Raw genomic sequence first — 17,804 nt, 5'->3', positions numbered from 1 at the left:
CTGGGCTCACTGAATGTGCAAACACAGGATAACTGAGGTATATACCGACAATGACAGGCATAACTCTTTACAGTCCGCCTCATGCTTCAGCGACACAACTCCCTGTTGCCATCGACTACCCCGCTGCCCTGGCGCTACGGCGCATGGCGCAGACCCACGGTGACATGCCGGAGTACCTGCTGGCCGTTGAGGTGGGCGCTTTGCTGCACTATATCCCTGACCTGTACCAGCAAACCCTCATTGCCACCTTATGGAATACTGGCGCACGTATCAACGAAGCGCTGGCACTGACACGCGGGGATTTTTACCTGAATGCCGCCCAGCCTTACGTGTCACTGGCCACCCTCAAACAGCGCCAGGCCAAAGCCGAACGCGGTCCCGGCGCACCGCCCAGGAAAGTCGTGACTCACCGCCTGGTCCCCCTGTCAGACAGCCATTACGTCAACCAACTGAACAGCATGGTGGCTACACTGCGCATTCCACTTGAGCGCAAAAATAAACGTACCGGTCGCATGGAGCCCGCCCGCCTCTGGGAGGTAACGGATCGCACCGTGCGCACCTGGCTCAATGATGCCGTAACACGGGCCGCCGCCGATGGGGTAACGTTCTCGGTACCGGTGACACCGCATACCTTTCGTCACAGCTACGCCATGCACCTGCTGTACGCCGGGGTGCCGCTCAAAGTGTTGCAAAGCCTGATGGGTCACAAAAGCCTGAAATCGACTGAAGTTTACACACGGATATTTGCGCTGGACGTGGCGGCACGCCACCGGGTGCAGTTCTCAATGCCGGGGCAGGACGCCGTGGCCATGCTGAAACAACAGGAAGTTTGAATAAAATTGCTTTAAGCAATAATGCAGTTATAAACAATAAGTATCCATAATCCGCCAGAAGCGAGGCTGTTGTGAAATTTTCTTATCGTAATGGGTTTGATCCAGACTACAAAAATGAGCCAATTAAACAGGATGCCCCTGACTGGCTAAAGTCTTTCTTCTTTCTTAAAGTACTCGATAACCTTATTTTTGTTGACGGAGATAGCCGTGTCCAAAATACAGAAAACAAACCTCTGGGAATAAAAGCATTAATAGAAAGAATATGCGCTGAAAATGGTCATGAAACAGATCAAGAAGACTTTGATTCATTTTATTGTTATGAATCTTTAAAGACGAGAATACAACATCTAGAGTGGTATAAATTTTACGATACAGTAGAAATTATCGGGCAGATATTAAAAGAAATTGAAGGTGAACAAACTTTTTCTTGGGCTAAGAAAACCTACGAAGAGTTCAGCTATGCATCTTACCGACAAAAAGTTAACGATCTGTTTTCCATGCATAAGATAGAGTGGAAGCTGAACGAATCAAGTACCTTAGAAACGCCGCTGCCTCATGATTTAGAGCTCAGGGTTAATCAGACAGATTCGTCCCTTAAAGACAAGTTCGAACCTGCCAGAAAACATTATGCGAAAGCACGTGCTTTCACTCTCGGTTCACAAAAAGACCCAGAGAACTCGATCAAAGAGTCGATCAGTGCCGTTGAAAGCGTATGCCGTACATTATATCCGACCGCCTCCACACTGGGGGATGCGCTAAAAATAATGAAGAAGGAAAGTTCTATTTCCCCCTTGCTTATCACCGTAATAGAAAAGTTTTACGCCTACACGAACGCTGAACCTGCGGTCAGGCACGGGAGCAACAAGGTATCCTCGGTTCTTGAATATGATGCTGAGTTAGCACTTCACATATCAGCAGCCTTCATACGAACCATTATTCAGAGAAAATCCGAGGATAATATCTAACGTAGGATTACGCTACGCGATTTCTTGGGATGCTTTACCGCCATGTTTAGACAGAATTAAAGCAGCGCAATTTGTGAGCGGTATACCCTAATGTCATAGCTAAAATTATGGTCATTTCACTGTTGGATCATCACTTATCTGTCATGTACATTATGATCATCACCTAAACGTCACTTGTGGGTAAAAAATGTACATTCACGGCTATCTCCGCGCCTCGACGAAAGAACAAGACGCACTCCGAGCCAAAAATCGCATGAAAGCCTTTGTGGAAGAGAAAGGTTTTCGGATGGCCAGCTGGTACACCGAAAATGTATCCGGGGCTTCACTCCAACGGCCAGAACTTTTACGACTGCTCGATGATGCGGCACCGGGTGACATTATTCGGGGTCTGACGCTCAGTGGAACGAAAACTCACGTTAAGCAACGTTTTCTGCCTCTGACGCCTCTTTTAATGGTCTCAGATGTCCTTTGGTCACCAGTTCTGCCAGCGTGAAGGAATAATGGCCGAGCATATTGATATGTCCGTGGCAAAGCGGGGAGAGGCGTGCGATATCATCATCATTCAGTGTTTCACCCTGCGCCCGGAGATGATCCAGGGCTGCCTGCATATAAATAGTGTTCCATAACACGACGGCGTTAGTGACCAGCCCCAGTGCTCCCAACTGATCTTCCTGACCGTCGGTATATCGTTTTCTTATCTCACCTTTTTGACCGTGACAGATGGCTCTGGCAACGGCATGGCGGCTTTCTCCCCGATTAAGCTGGGTCAGAATGCGCCGGCGGTAATCTTCATCATCAATATAATTAAGCAGATACAGCGTTTTGTTGATGCGCCCCACTTCAATGATTGCCTGAGTCAGTCCGGAAGGACGTTCACTTTTCAGCAATGAACGGACCAGCACTGAAGCCTGTACTTTGCCCAGCTTCAGGGAGCCAGCGGTCCGGATCATTTCGTCCCACTGAAGGACTATTTTTCGGGGATCTGATTGCCCTCTAGCAATATCATTCAGCACACCATAGTCGGCATCATGGTCCATTCGCCAGAAAACCGAAGCACCGGCATCAGCCAGGCGTGGAGAAAACTGGTATCCCAGCAGCCAGAAAAGGCCAAAGACAAGTTCGCTGGCACCTGCTGTATCGGTCATAATTTCGGTTGGATTCAGCCCGGTCTCCTGTTCCAGAAGGCCTTCCAGCACAAAGATAGAGTCCCTCAGCGTCCCCGGTATAACGATGCCATGAAAGCCGGAATACTGATCGGACACAAAGTTGTACCAGGTGATCCCTCTGTTATTACCAAAGTATTTGCGGTTCGGTCCGGCATTGATTGTTCTGACTGGCGTAACAAAGCGCATTCCATCTGCAGATGCCACTTCTCCTCCACCCCATATCTGTGCCAGTGGCAGCGTTGCCTGAAAATCAACCAGTCTGGCATTAGCGCTGGTGATAGTTTCAGCCCGCAGATAGTTCGCTTTTGTCCAGTTCAGCCGGTGTCGGGTCAGTGCAGGAACATTTGATCTGATCAGTGGTTCCAGACCGATATTGCAGGCTTCAGCCATCAGCACGGCGCTGATGCTGACGGGCAGATCATCAACTCTGGCACTGGCTTCACTAGCATGGAAAAACTCATCAGCAAATCCGGTATGGGCGTTAATTTCGAGTAGCAACTCCGTTAAATCTACCGGAGGGAGCAGATCACTGATCATTTTGCTCAGTCGTTTCAGACTGTCCGGCTCATCAAGACTGGCGAGGGGAGAAATTGTCAACCGGGGCTTCGGGCCAGAAACATCGAGTTCGACAGCCTCATTTTCGCCAAGACGTGCAGCAACCTGTCTGTAACGACTATCAAGCTGATGACCCAGAGATTTTATTGCTTCCTGCGGGTCTGTCGGGTGCCCCAAAGAACGATAAACCTTAATCCGGTTTGCCTGCCAGTCAGCACCCTGTAGTAATCTTGCACGAGGATCTCCCCACCGGTTACTGCCGGTAACGTAGACATCCCTCCGCCTCAGACTATCCTGCAGTTTACTGAGAAAGCAGAGCGTGTATCCCCTGCGGGTGATATGTTTGTCCTTGTTAATCACCAGCCGTTTCCATGACCGACTGATAATTTCCGTTGGTGCGTCGTCAAAAAACTGCCGCCGTGAGCTGAACTCTCGGCTGAGGTAGTCACAGGCATTCAGAGTGGTAACCCCGGCAGGTGCGGATGAAAATTTAACGGTATTCAGCAGATGGGGCAGGAAACGACGAACGCGCCCGTACTGCTCCACCATTTCTTCATGAAAATTATCGTCTGAGGGCCGGGCAATTTCACGGACAAGCGTGATGATTTCAGCCAGCTTTTGTCTGGGGATGTAGCTGAACACCTCAGCACGAATCGATTCGTCCGGTGTTTCTTCTTTCAGCAGGTACGAACATGCGCTGGCGAGCGCCAATGCAGATTTATCCAGATCCTTCAGCGAGCGGAGCCGTTTTTTCTGCCCAATCTTTCTGGCGTCACGGATGATAACGGCCAGCATGGCGTCCAGAACGTCCAGTGCATCATCCAGCGCCAGCGTTTCCCATGCAAGGACAAAGGCAACCAGAACCGCTATCCTTTTCTGCGGTGACATCCTGGCAATATTGAACACCGAAGTCATACCAGCATAACGTGCGAGATTTTTCAGGCGCACAGCCGGGAGTGTACTCAGGTTGTCAGCATGCAGGCCAAAATCGTTCAGAGTTTTCCAGCGTTCAATTGCTTCATTAAACGCCGGACCACTGATGGTCACAGGGCCTTTTTTCAGTGATTCCAGTAAAGACAGGCGGCTGCAATCAGTTGGCCCCAGCAGCATCTCCAGCTGTGAACGCTGTTCGGCTGACGGTATCAGTGCCAGTTTGTTCCACAGGCGCAACGTCGCCTTTTCCCTTACCTCTGAAATCAACCGGGTCAGCGTAGTGGCTCCGGGGAGAATAATACGATGTTGCATAAGCCACCCTGTCGCCAGATCGAAAAGCAGGCCAGGACGTTCGTTGCTTATCCAGCTCCGGGTATATAAAAGACGGGTAAGGCGAAATGTCCAGGGCCAGGCAAATTCACGATACTGATAGTGCTGACGTATCAGCGCTGCATGCTCACGGCGGGTATTTTCCCTCTGACCGTATTCTGCAAGAACGGTGATATCACGAATCCCGAGCTGTCTGGCGGTAAAATGCCGGACGCCGGAAGGAATATGATTCATATCGGTGAGGAAGGTGCCCAGAAAACGGACACATCCAATTTGCAGGGCAATGCCCAGACGGTTGTGATCACCTCTGCTTTTTCCGATAAATTCCTTGTCTGCTTCATCAAGGTGAAAATATCGTGCCAGCTGAAGCTCATCCGGTTCACCGGTGAATCTGCCATAGCTTTCAGTCTGCTCAGTGGTCAGAAAGTCAACGGGCATATCGGTCTCCCTGCCTGACGGGCATTTAGTAACACTTTTGCAACCGTCCGAAATGTTATAACTTTATAGACGTCTTAAATTAATAGTTAAGATGTGTCCATTAAATCGATAAATGTCATATAATAGACAAATAATGAATGAAATGTACACAAATCGATTTAGGAGACATTTTTGCCATGAGAACCTTTGGTTATGCTCGCGTCTCCACCAGTCAGCAATCTCTTGATTCGCAAGTAAAAGCGCTTAAAGCTGAGGGAGTAAAAACAAATCGTATTTTTACGGATAAAGTGACTGGCACTAAGATGGATCGCGAAGGGCTCCAGATGCTTCGGCTAAAAATTGAGGAAGGCGACGTCATCCTAATAAAAAAGCTAGACCGCCTTGGCCGAGATACGTCAGATATGATTCAACTTATCAAAGAGTTTGATGAAATGGGTGTCGCTATACGCTTTCTGGATGATGGGATCAGCACAGAAGGGACAATGGGTAAGATGATAGTCACTATCCTGTCCGCTGTAGCTCAAGCAGAACGACAACGGATACTGGAACGTACTAACGAAGGACGCTTAGAAGCTAAGAGTAGAGGCGTTAAATTTGGGAGAAAACCTAGTGTGGATAAACAAAAGGTCTTAGCTCTTAGGGAACAAGGGATTGGGGCTACAGATATATCGAGAATATTAAACATTGCCCGCTCCTCGGTTTACAAAGTGCTCCAAATGAGCCAAAAAAGGTATCTTGAATAATGAATATCCAAATTGATGTTGTTCGAATTTGTGGATTCAGAGGTGTCTCCAATGTGGAGGTTATTTTGCCTCGGGTAACTGTATTGTTTGGCCAAAATAACGCAGGGAAAACATCGATAATAAAAGCCCTGCAACTTTCATTAGGGGATTATTCTCGGTATTTATCTGATGAGGATTTTCATATTGGCGATGATGAAAAGAGACAAGATAACATTACAATTGACTTGCGTTTTATTGCATTAGATCGCGGCATTAGAACCGCTGAGTTTTCAGAATCATGGCAACAAGAATTTGGTGATTCGATACAAGCAGAGGCTGATGGGAAACAATTTGTAGCAATACGAACAACTGCAAAGCCTGATAGAGTTAAAGGTGGATATAACGTCGAACGATTTTATTTAGATGTTTGGCCGAATGCCGAAAATTGGCAAGATTCTCGCATTAACAGTAAAAATAAGATGGGAAGGAGACTCGAGTCCATACCTTTTATTTCTATAGATGCACAGCGAGATATCCATAATGAGTTGAAAGAAAAATCTTCGTTTGTTGGTAGAGTTCTATCAAGTATTGAATACGGTGATGATGATGTAGCAGAATTGGAAAAAATGGTTGCCGAAATCAACAAGGAAGCGATTAATAAAAGCGAACCTCTTAAACGTTTAAAAATTCATCTTGATACTCTAAATCAATCATTTGAAGGGTCTGGACAAACTGAACTGACACCATTTCCAAAAAAAATAAGAGATCTTTCAAAACGATTCAGCGTGCATTTTGGAGAGTCTGATAAAAGCTCATTCTCTATGGAATACCATGGTATGGGAACACGCAGTTGGGCGTCTATATTAGCAGTGAAAGCATTTACAGAGTTGATGGCGACAAACCATGAGAAAGAAGCTGAACCATTCTTTCCAATATTAGCGGCGGAAGAACCTGAGGCACATTTACATCCGAATGCGCAAAGAACACTTTTCCAACAATTACAAGATAGTCCTGGCCAAGTTATCATTAGTACACACTCCCCATATTTAGTGGGGATGTCAGAACTTGAAAACTTACGTGGGTTGATTAGAACATCAAATGCTATCAATGCTACGCAATTAATTAGTGGATTAGATCCAGAAGATATAAATATTCTTCAGCGAGAAATTATGCGATTCAGAGGCGAGCTATTGTTCTCAAAAGCGCTAATATTATTCGAAGGTGTTACTGAAGAACAAATAATACCTTCAATGTTTTCAGCCTTTTTTAGAAAATCTGCATTTTCTCTTGGAGTAAATTGTATAAGTGTTTCTGGGAAAAACTACCCGCCATTTATAAAAATGGCATTGAGTTTTGGCATTCCTGTGTGCATTGTCAGTGATAACGATGGAAATACTAAAACGGAAATTGAATCTCAATTAAGGAAGATTGAAAGAAACACATCATTAATTCTGTCTGAAAAAAATTTACATGTTTCCTATTTGTCACCTAAAAATGATATTGAGGCTGAGTTAATTCATGTTGTGGGGATGCGTCAAGAAATTATCGAGGCTCTGATTAATACGGAGACAAGGGGGGGAAGTAATGCTGCCTATAATGAAGCTAAAACTAGAGAAATCGAGGCGCTTAGTGATGATGAGCTTCTAAAGAGAATGCGTTCCTCCAAGGCATCTTACGCTGGTTTTCTAGCTGATGTCATATTAAGAAATCCAAACAATAAAACAGTGGAACAATTAATACCTCAGGCTGTTATTGATACTTTTACTCAGCTAAAAGGGTGGGGATAATGATGTTGAACTTATCATCAAGTCAAGCTCAAATAGTGCACGCACCATTTAATAAAGCGATTCAAGTGCTTGCTTCAGCCGGTTCTGGTAAAACACGAGTTTTAACTGAACGAGTTCGCTATATATTGCAGAATACAAAAAAAGATGGAGTGATAGCGCTTACTTTCACAAACAAAGCTGCGGAAGAAATGTCTGTTCGCCTAGAGGACTGTATTGAAGCGGAAGATAGGGCTTGGATAGCAACAATTCATTCTGTGGCTCAGCGTATTCTTGAGAAGTATGGGCATACAGTAGGATTACCTGCAGAGCTTCATATTTATGATCGAGATAAAGATCGAATGGAAGTTTTCCTCCAATCCTTACGTGAAGATGGCGTAAATATTGATGAATATCTGAATATTTCTGATTCTAAGGAGCTAAAAAGTCGAGAAAAAAATCTTCAAAATTATATGGATATATTTTCAAGGATCAAGCGTGAGCTATTTACAGAATCAGATGTAACAGAAAAATATCCAAACAGTAATATTTGGAAGGTCTTTCAAGACTATCAATCATCTTTAGTCAATAGTGGTGGGATAGATTATGATGACATATTAGTTTATGCTCACAAAATTTTATTAACACATAACTGGATCGCTCAAATTTATCGTTCTCAGTACAAACATGTTTGTATCGATGAAGCTCAAGACTTAAATAAAGCCCAGTATGAGTTTATTAAGGCATTGTGCGGAGATGTCATCCACAGTGTATTCATGGTGGGAGATCCGAATCAGATGATTTATGGGTTCAATGGTTCTTCAAAAGAGTATCTTTGCACCTATTTCTTGGAGGATTTTACTCCATTTCAGTTTGAATTAAGAGAAAACTATCGTAGCGCAAAGGCTATTATTAGGGCTGCGAATAAATTAAAGCCGAACTCTCAAGCGGAACTTGATTATGCCTTAGAAGGCGGTGTTAAGATAGTTTCTGCTGATACGGAAGAAGCTGAGGCTGAATGGATTACATCTACAGTTAAGCTGCTCTTAGAGTTAAAAACACATCCTGAAATAGAGGGTGACATATCTTTAGATAAAATGGTGGTTATAGCAAGGAATAGATTCGTTTTTAATAAACTAGAAGCTTGTTTAAAACAAAATAATATCCATTTTTCCATGAGAAAAGGAGAGCGTCAACTAGAGCCTACGACAATTTTTGGAAGAATTCTCGATTACTCTATTCGCATAAAGCTAAATCCAAAAGATTGGGTTGATGGTAAAAAGTTGTGCTCGCTATTGGGAGTTATAGCGCCTACGTCATGGTCAAATGGTGTTTTAAATATTTTAGCCAATCAAACTAAAAATCTGGATAGAGAAAACGCTGAATTGTATTCTGAGTTGATGAATTCAATAAATAGCCTAGACGTTGATGAACCTAATATAAGAAAGTTCGTTCGTTTGTTTGAAGAAAAGTTAACTAGTTTAATTAGTCAAGGTACAGCTCCATCTGAAGGGAAGTCTGAAGAGATAAAATTAAGTTTAGATGAATTGAATGAGTTTAGCAGAGCTTGGACCTTATTCAAACGCAAAGGGTTGGGAAATTCTTTAGTCGCTTTTAGAAATGCTTTAGCCCTTGGTCAGTTAACAGAAAACTCATTAGAAAATGGGTTGTTATTGAGTACCGTTCATACTATGAAGGGACTTGAAAAAGACATCGTTTTTTTGATGGGAATGTGTGAGGGTGTTTTCCCTGATTACCGAGCTAACTCATTAAAAGAAATTGATGAAGAACGTAATAATGCCTTTGTGGCAGTAACTCGCGCAAAGCGTTGGCTTTATGTTACGTACCCTAAACAAAGAATGATGCCTTGGAAGGATCTTAAGTTCCAACAGAAATCTCGCTTTGTCAGAGAAATAGAGTAAAACGCTCATTTCTATTAATTAAAATGGCCCTTAGGGCGGAAAGTTTAACCTCACGGTAAGTTTTCGCTCTGTTGGCCTCCTACTTTCAGAAAAGAATCTTAACGTGAGTTTTCGTTCCACTGAGCGTCAGACCCCTAATATGTCTATTCCAGCATATCTTTGGTTAGTTGATGAAAATGGTTCGCCCATTGTTGGTGGTTCTTTGGTTTCAGGTAGAGTAGGGGCTATTGAATTAAAGTCAGTTAATCATAATGTTTCAATCCCAACGGACGGGAACACAGGCCGACTGACAGGTACAAGAGTTCATGCACCGTTTTCTATGCAAAAAGAATTCGATAAAACTACACCTATTCTGTATAGAGCGTTGTGTAAAGGTCAGGTGCTAAAATCTGCAACAATAAAAATGTATAGTATTTTGGATTCAGGAGTGGAAAAGGAATATTTTAATATAATTTTAGATAACGTTAAAGTGACGGCAATTACACCTAGCTTACATCCTGGAGGTCAAACAGGAACGCACCTCGAAACCCTTCAGTTACGCTACGAATCCATCACATGGAAATGTTGTGACGGCAATATTATCTATAAAGATAGTTGGAACGGTATGGCTATAGCGTAGCTATGTAAAGAGTGTCATAACCCTGGCACTCTGCTGGTTTAATGGTGTTTAAAACCTACCATATGTTCAAGTTAAACCTATATTTTCGTTACCCAACATGCCTCCATCTTAATTAACCCAATGAATGATCAATTAGGATCACTGTAATTCCCGCCATCCTGCTAGGCCTGTCTTTTTACGATGCAGGAAGCCCCACCGAAGCTTGGATCGCAACGTGCCGTTGCGATGCCTGACTAACCGGTTATTGAGCTACTATGCCTTTCTTACTCTCATCTGTTGGATATGAATAATTGAGATTACGGGACCCGTCGGCTCGCCGATGGGGGGTACTGCAGTTTACCTAAGGATACTATAGGTCTTTCCCATAAATAAGTTATCCACATATATACAGGATTGTTTTTTAAAACCTTTTTACTTGCTTTTTAATGCTTTTTAAAGCTTTTTAGACCTTAAGTAAAGCCTTGACTGGTGCGCATCTCAGCCTTGTCAATATGGGAAATACCACAACTTAGAATGGGAAGAACATAAAGTTAGTATGGGTTATAGCTAAAGTACGTATGGGAAATGGCTAAAGTTGGTATGGGAAATAGCTAAAGTTTGTTTTGTGTTTGGTTGTGTATGGGAACTAGCACAAGTTAGTCTTGACCGATAACTAAAACAGGTGCCACTATGGGTACATTGAAAACAACCCATAGGCTTTCATATGAATGAAAATAAAGGGATTATTAAAACAAACCGTCCCGCCATTGCACAATCAAATGAGCTTACCGAAGCGGCCTACTATCTCTCACTACAAGCGAAACGAGTGCTCTGGTTATGCCTTATGGAAACCTATCGCCAAGAAGAACATCAGGGAACGTTTACCGTCCGTGTGGCAGATTATCAGCGCCTGTTTAAAGTAAGCCAGGCAACCGCCAGTACCGACGTTAGAAAAGGAATTGATGCTTTATCTAATAGCTCTGTGACATTTTTCCCGTCAGACGGTGAATATGAAGAACGTAAACGCCCGTGGTTAGCTGAGGCTGGTCTTAAACGTGGCCGGGGTTCGTGGTCAATTGAATTCAATCATAAGGTAATGCCTTATCTCCTTGATCTAAGCAGCCAATTTACGACTTACAATTTGTATGACTGTGGCCGTATTAACAGTGTCCGGGCAATCCGTCTGTATGAAAGTCTGTGTCAGTTTAGGAAGTCAGGTATATGGATCACTACACCGAACTGGCTTGCCGAACGCTATCAATTACCACAATCCCAACGCGATAATTTTGCTGAAATGAAGCGAACGTTCATCAAACCCGCACTAGAAAAAATCAGTAAAGAAACACCACTGTCGGCATCGATGTCAGAGACCGAAGACGGAAAATTAATTTTTACCATCATAACCAAAAATCCGGAGCCTTCTTTTTCTGGCACATAAACTTTAGGTATTCCCCATACATTGATATTCAGCTGTAACTTTAGCTATCTCCCATACAGTGGGTTTGTAATGGTGTAATTTTGGGTCAGCTTGGGAAACTGACAATATTGAACGTTAAACACATTTTTTACACTACAGGAACTCTGTATGACAGAAGAACAACAACGAATTGAGCGAGCTATCGAACTGGCCTGTCGATATGGTGGAACTGATGAAATGCATCATTTGCAATGGGTCTTAGATCAAATGATCCGAGAGCTGGCTGGAGAACGCTACGTTCAGATTGTGACTAATGCAACCACCGGAGAAAATGGCCCTAACACCTATAAATGGGAAGTTGGAATCGCACCATAACAAATAGGCCTAGTGGGAGCGAAGTTGCAAAATGCGACATCTGACTAAATCATTAGCGTCAACGGCTCTAGGAAAATACACTTTCGCGACCCTTGTACAGTTATGGCCGCGGTAGATATAACAGGGAACTTAACTAATATACCTCAAGACTACGGCCCGTAAATATCGACGGTTCCGGCTTATGCTCTCCTTAGAGAATTTTAACAGAAACTTACGTTTTGGGATTGTAAGCCAGATATTTCGTCACCTAACTCGCTGGTATATTTAGGTAACGAAATGCCAGCAATGGGCAGAATTACCTGAGTGCCCAGAAAGATTTAATTTTCTGAGCACTCAGGTAATTTCGCCCCATTGGACCTCAAACCCCGTAACTGACTAGGTTTAACCTGTTAGTTAATCTGTACGGCCACTTTCTTTCATTAATTTCTCATAAAGTTTATCTCTATGCCCAATATTCAAACTAACATTCGTAATTCCAAACCTATCCAAAACTGATTGAAAATATTCAAGAGATAGAGATGCAAAATCATTTTCATCCAAGTTAGAGTAAAGGGGTGGGTCGCGGTCTGGTTCTATTACAAGGAAAAAATAATCTAGAACTCTATCCCAACCTAACAGAATTTCTATCCTACATCCATTTGAAGTTATTCCATGAACATTAGCCCGCCTGCGGCGGGAGCTAAGACTCTGTTAGAGAGTGACTTTATTCAGCCATCGTAGCTCGCTATACTCCCGTGTATGCACATACCTCGACCGGCAAAACTCCTCTTCCAGATTGATGATGGCTGGGGCCAGTTACTCGCTAAACACGGCAGCCTCATCCCCGAATGGACCAAACTGGTCGTCGAGCGGATGCTCGCCTGCGGGACCGGTGCCATGGGCGTTCGCCGCTATTGTTGCGCTTCTGCCCACTGTTCTCACACCAAATACTTCTGCCAAAGTTGTAAAAGCAAAGGCTGCAGCGCCTGTGGCATGAAAGCCACCGAGCAATGGATTGCTGAGCAACAGCACATCCTGCCCGACTGCGAATGGCAACACATCACCTTCACCATGCCCGATAAACTCTGGCCCGCCTTTGCCAGCAACTGGCCCCTACTCAACAAACTCTTCGCCTGCGCTGCCAATACCTTGCTGAAATGGGCTAAAAAACTCGATATCGAAATAGGCTTGTTTGTAGCCCTGCATACCTATGGCCGCCAGCTCAATCAGCATCCGCACATTCATCTGTCCGTCACGCGTGGAGGTTTGTGCCTCAAATACGGCGTCTGGCGGCCGGTTTACTTCAAAAAGAAAATCGTTGAGCGCTATTGGCGTCAGGCCGTCATCACCCTGTTGCGAGAAAGCTATGCCTCGCTCAATTTATCGGCTGCAGGCTATCCACTTATCCGGGACTACCGGGAATGGTGCCAGTTTCTTGAGGTGCAGTTTCAGCGTCGCTGGAAAATCCACTTTGCTAAAAAGACGAAACATGCCCGGCAAAACGTCAACTACCTCGGCCGCTATCTGAAACGGCCACCGATTGCCGCCTCAAAACTGCGTCATTACACCGGCGGAGCCGTTGTTCATCATTACTATGACCATCGGACTCAGCAACACCGCACGCAACGACTCAGCCAGGAAGAGATGCTGTGGCGCTATATCAGCCATATCCCGTCACGTCATTTTAAGATGGTGAGGTATTACGGTTTTCTGGCCAACCGCAAACGGGGTGAGTTATTGCCTAAGGTCTACACCGCCCTGGGGATTGAAATGAAGAAAAAACCGCAGAAACCGGGCTTTGCGTCGCTGATGAAACAATTTACGAATGTGGATCCTTACCAGTGCGTGTTGTGTGGTAATTGGATGGTTTTTAACAGTGCGGAAGCCGGTATCCGTGCAGAAGAGTTATTGGCGCGACGTCGGCAGGCGTTCAAAACAGAGCGATGGTTGCGGCAGGCGGCATAGGGAAGGTCTGCCTGAAATTTGGATTTCGCATCAAAACGGTATTTATTTTAATCAACCGTCGATCTAACAAAGCCCTGACTGTTGAAAGTCATGGCCCTATCCCTCTATTTTGCCTCTGACCTAAGGGAGAAAAAGGGATTCAACTTCCTAACCATGAACAGCGCCTTAATGCGACAGAACCCAAAAAAGAGAGCTCAGTTTATCACCACGGCCTATTTGCAACAGTGGCTGCGACAGAGCCATAATTAACACCTTTCATGTGGCACTTTTCGTGGAAATGTGAATGGAACCCCTATCTCACTTCAGTATCAAAAGACTTTGTAGTGTCTGATTAATTTCTTTGACGCCTAACTTACTGTATATGTTGCGCCGATGCGCGCTGGCCGTTTTATACTTCATCCCCAGCACTTTTGAGATATCTCCATTCGTTAATCCTAACAAGAGGTATTCCAACACTTCATTTTCTCTGCGCGTTAATTGTCTTTTAATTTTTTGTATCAAACCTGACTTATCAAATATCTTTGGCACTTTACGTGAAGTTAATAAATTAATAATTAAATTCTCAATTCGTTCAATAGATGCGGTTTTGCATAAAATCCCATCAGATATTTCAGACAAGCAAATAATATCATCAGTTTTTTCATTTTTACGAAAAAGAACCATAATGTAAGCTAGTGGGCTCGAATCTCTTATCTGACTAATGGTTTTTAAGACAAAAACAGGAGGAATGTTTTCAACATCCAGAATAATAACATCTCGATTATTTAACTGATTATAGATATCTTGATTTTCGACAGCGTAATATGAATCAACCTTAATACGTCTGCCCAGACCTACAATACTTTTTATTCCCTGAACAATAATATTTAACGACAAGTTTGTTAATCCACACTCACTAATCACAATCACTTTCATGATGTTATATGTGTCCTTTCCGGCAATTTAAATTTATTTACAATGCGATTTATTAATTATTCCGGACGTCAATAACGGTGCCTAGGCACCGTTATTGACGAGTACTGATGATGATTAGAAGTTGTATTTAATCCCTAACATGGCACTGGTGTCACTGTAACCTTTGTTTCCAATTTGCTGACCAATATTACCCCATAGATTGACCTGCTTATTGATTTGCCCTTCAACACCGACTTTCAGTTCACCAATATTGGCCGCACCATCTTGCTTAATGCTTACGCCGTTCATCGTCGTACCAAAATCTTTAGTGTTATGAACCCAGTTGACTTCAACAAAAGGTTGGAATACCCGGTCTTTTCCTTTGTCCTGCTCACTGTAACCGTTCATAAAAGCTTTCACACCTAAGCGGGTTTGAATATTGCCATCCCCTTCACCAGAGACTTGAGTACCATTCACTTCTTTATGGTCATCCGCTTTGACGCCCATCCAGGTCACCTGGGCTTTCGGTTGGATAAAGTAAGTGGCATTTTTAGCTGCATTCTCACCGACTTTAAAGGTATAACCGCTCTCTAGAGAAGCTGTCCACCCTTTAGATTTATACTCTTCAGTATTCAACCCCTGTCCATCAACGGTGTTATTGAACCAGCTGTACTGTGCCCAGCTATCTACATACAAACCCGATTTATCGGCTTCGTTAGCATACCAGGTACCATAGACACCCGTGCTGTAGCCATCAACAGAAGCACGGGCACTATAACCTGATAAACTCGCTCCCGTTCTGCTCTTGCTATTCGCATAACCGCCCATCACACCAAGATGGAAACGGTCCTGCCCGTCATGACTCCATTGAGCAATATCGCCGCCCAGTTGCACAACATACCGGTTAGCCTGCGTACTTAACTGGTCCAGCGTATCACGAGAACGATTATGCCCACCGGCGTTACGCAGCCAAAGGCTGGTGACTTTATGTTCCCCGGTTAACGCATCGATATACTGTGTCTCACCCAAACGGTCATGCAGACTCATGGCGAACATATTGTTTGCGGCAGCTAGGTTCGCTGTATAAGCACTGGCTTCTGGACGTTCGACCATTAATGATGGGTCAGTAGGGTCAGTAGGGTCAGTAGGGTCAGTAGGGTCAGTAGGGTCGACTGGAGCCACTGCACTGCTCAAATACCAATTGGTCGCATTCGTTCCCACGCCACGGGCCAGAGAGTAATCATACGCCCCCGCAACAATACGGCCATTTTGCACGAACTGACCATCTGACTGACCGTTCACCTGAATCAGTTCAATACCATTCAGTGTCTGGGCTCCGCTACCTCCGGCGTTGTTCACGCTCACGTAGGTGTTTCCAGCTGTATTGCCATTAATCACCAGTTTATCGGTCGCAGAACTATCATCGCCCAACACGGTATCGAACAGCAACGTCCCACCATTCCCCTCATAATTACCGTTGATGGTCGTCATATCCCCCGCACGGCCATTGGCCATGGTCAAGACTCCAGCATTACTGAAAGTACCGACATTGTTGAAGGTCGTAACCTGTAGGGGGTCAGCAACAGAACCGTTTGCTGCAACGATAGAACCGTTATTGAATACCGCATTGGATGCTATAAGTGCACCTAAATCATTGGTTCCTCCGGCAGTGTTCCAAATTCCATCCACGTTATTGCGGAAAATGTTGCCTTCATCGCTCAGTTGAACCGTTCCTAGCAACAAACCATTATTAGTGATGATACCCGAAGCGCCTGTTACCAAGATAGCAAGGTCTGAAGAAAGCCTTGAAACGTTACGCACCGTACCAGCGTTGGTGATATCAACAGGGGCTGTCACCGAAGCCGAGTCAACGAAAATACCGCCAGCATAACCTTGCACCGTACTGCCCCCAAGCACAATCAGTGACGCGGACTCTGTCGAGTTATGAGCCTCAATACCGTAACCTGTCATGCTGGTCACCGTACCTGTGGTGGTAATGGATTGTGCCCCAGAGCCAGAGTTTTCAGCATAAATAGCGCTAGTATAGCCCGTAACATCGGCTGCACGTATCGATTGGTCCGTACCGGCATTATAAGCATGAATGCCTGCCGCTAGAGCCCCTGTCACAGTGCCTGTTGTGGTGATTGACATTGCCCCAGAGCCAGAATTTTCAGCATGAATACCTGTACTACCGCCCAATACATTAACAGTATCTAACGTCAAGCCAGTGCCTAGAGTACCTACATAAAGTCCCACAGAGTCTTTTCCTGTTACGGTGCCGGTGGTGCTAATAGACGTTGCACCTGTGCCATAGTTAAGGGCAATAATACCGGAAGGCTGGCCAGAGACATTAACAGCATCTATCGTAATGTCCGTGCCAGTGGCGTTGACAGCGACAATACCTTCGATTACTGCACCAGTCACGGAACCCGTAGCGGTAATAGATATTGAACCAGTTCCATAGTTTTCAGCATAAATACCGTAAGTATTACCCGAGACATCGGCTGTATCTATTGTCAGATCTGTGCCGAGAGTACTTCCAAAAATACCAAGCCCTTGACTCCCTGTCACAGTACCTGTGGTGGTGATGGACAGTATCGCCCCTGAGGCAATGTTAACGGCATAAATACCATCGACATTTCCTGTAATCGTAGCGCCATTATTATCGGTGAAGACAAGTTCATTATCAGCGGCTAAGGAAAATGCGTTGCCGCTGTTAGTCGAGATGCCAAACCCAGGTAACGTCATAACTGATAATGAGTTTCCCGTCAAAATCTGCTCAATATCATTTGCAGTGTCTTCTACGCCAGAACAAGTATAATTACCCAGAGCCCCTGAGCAAGAGCCCGCATAAGCATTTCCCATCATTCCACAGAGAATGAGGGTCCCCAGAAGATGTCGGCGTGTCATAAAACCGAAATGGTGGGAACTATTTTTTGAGGTTGTCAT

Annotated in this window: 12 protein-coding genes and 1 pseudogene; 10 read left to right on the top strand and 3 right to left on the bottom strand. The window is 44.5% G+C overall.

Features of this window, described 5'->3' with window-relative positions; genetic code table 11:
- The first annotated feature begins 50 nt into the window (after window positions 1–50).
- The 3 genes and pseudogenes from DA391_RS23220 to DA391_RS23210 form a co-directional block, all read left to right on the top strand.
- A complete protein-coding gene (locus tag DA391_RS23220; RefSeq protein WP_088130866.1) occupies window positions 51–833 on the top strand; it encodes a tyrosine-type recombinase/integrase in 783 nt (260 codons plus the stop codon).
- Between the two features lie 71 nt (window positions 834–904).
- Window positions 905–1,798 carry a hypothetical protein gene (locus DA391_RS23215; RefSeq protein ID WP_088130867.1) on the top strand — a complete coding sequence of 298 codons (894 nt, stop codon included), beginning with the start codon at window positions 905–907 and terminating at the stop codon, window positions 1,796–1,798.
- A gap of 187 nt (window positions 1,799–1,985) precedes the next feature.
- A pseudogene (locus DA391_RS23210) lies at window positions 1,986–2,180 on the top strand (recombinase family protein); the annotation flags it as partial.
- 34 nt (window positions 2,181–2,214) lie between these two features.
- Here the strand turns inward: DA391_RS23210 and DA391_RS23205 are convergent.
- Complete coding sequence (locus tag DA391_RS23205) at window positions 2,215–5,220, bottom strand: Tn3-like element Tn3 family transposase (RefSeq protein ID WP_108087333.1); 3,006 nt, start codon at window positions 5,218–5,220, stop codon at window positions 2,215–2,217.
- Window positions 5,221–5,396: 176 nt separating this feature from the next.
- On the opposite strand from DA391_RS23205, the gene DA391_RS23200 reads away from it, so the two are divergent.
- The 7 genes from DA391_RS23200 to DA391_RS23165 all read left to right on the top strand — a co-directional run bounded on the left by DA391_RS23200 (window position 5,397) and on the right by DA391_RS23165 (window position 13,961).
- Entirely contained in the window at window positions 5,397–5,963 is a 567-nt protein-coding gene (locus DA391_RS23200; RefSeq protein WP_108087334.1) for a recombinase family protein, read from the top strand.
- A complete protein-coding gene (locus tag DA391_RS23195) occupies window positions 5,963–7,729 on the top strand; it encodes an ATP-dependent nuclease (RefSeq protein WP_108087335.1) in 1,767 nt (588 codons plus the stop codon). The genes DA391_RS23200 and DA391_RS23195 overlap by 1 nt, the downstream gene beginning before the upstream one ends.
- Window positions 7,730–7,731: 2 nt before the next feature.
- A complete protein-coding gene (locus DA391_RS23190) occupies window positions 7,732–9,627 on the top strand; it encodes an ATP-dependent helicase (RefSeq protein ID WP_167398203.1) in 1,896 nt (631 codons plus the stop codon).
- Between the two features lie 139 nt (window positions 9,628–9,766).
- Window positions 9,767–10,246 (top strand): Hcp family type VI secretion system effector, encoded by a 480-nt coding sequence (locus DA391_RS23185; RefSeq protein ID WP_050288964.1) that lies wholly within the window; start codon window positions 9,767–9,769, stop codon window positions 10,244–10,246.
- A 703-nt stretch (window positions 10,247–10,949) separates the two neighbouring features.
- Window positions 10,950–11,663 carry a replication initiation protein gene (locus DA391_RS23180; protein ID WP_050288965.1) on the top strand — a complete coding sequence of 238 codons (714 nt, stop codon included), beginning with the start codon at window positions 10,950–10,952 and terminating at the stop codon, window positions 11,661–11,663.
- Window positions 11,664–11,810: 147 nt separating this feature from the next.
- Window positions 11,811–12,017: a hypothetical protein gene (locus DA391_RS23175; RefSeq protein WP_050288967.1), complete on the top strand. Its 207-nt coding sequence runs from the start codon at window positions 11,811–11,813 to the stop codon at window positions 12,015–12,017.
- Window positions 12,018–12,755: 738 nt separating this feature from the next.
- Window positions 12,756–13,961: an IS91 family transposase gene (locus DA391_RS23165; protein WP_108088326.1), complete on the top strand. Its 1,206-nt coding sequence runs from the start codon at window positions 12,756–12,758 to the stop codon at window positions 13,959–13,961.
- A 297-nt stretch (window positions 13,962–14,258) separates the two neighbouring features.
- Here the strand turns inward: DA391_RS23165 and DA391_RS23160 are convergent, their stop codons facing one another.
- Window positions 14,259–14,876: a response regulator transcription factor gene (locus DA391_RS23160; protein ID WP_088130884.1), complete on the bottom strand. Its 618-nt coding sequence runs from the start codon at window positions 14,874–14,876 to the stop codon at window positions 14,259–14,261.
- A gap of 114 nt (window positions 14,877–14,990) precedes the next feature.
- On the bottom strand, window positions 14,991–17,603 hold the full coding sequence (locus tag DA391_RS23155) for an autotransporter outer membrane beta-barrel domain-containing protein (RefSeq protein ID WP_108088351.1): 2,613 nt from the start codon (window positions 17,601–17,603) through the stop codon (window positions 14,991–14,993).
- Window positions 17,604–17,804 lie beyond the last annotated feature (201 nt).

It is taken from the genome of Yersinia massiliensis, from assembly GCF_003048255.1.
Lineage (GTDB): Bacteria > Pseudomonadota > Gammaproteobacteria > Enterobacterales > Enterobacteriaceae > Yersinia > Yersinia massiliensis_A.
Note: the sequence above shows the minus strand (reverse complement) of the source record. Positions and strands in the feature narration are given on the sequence as shown.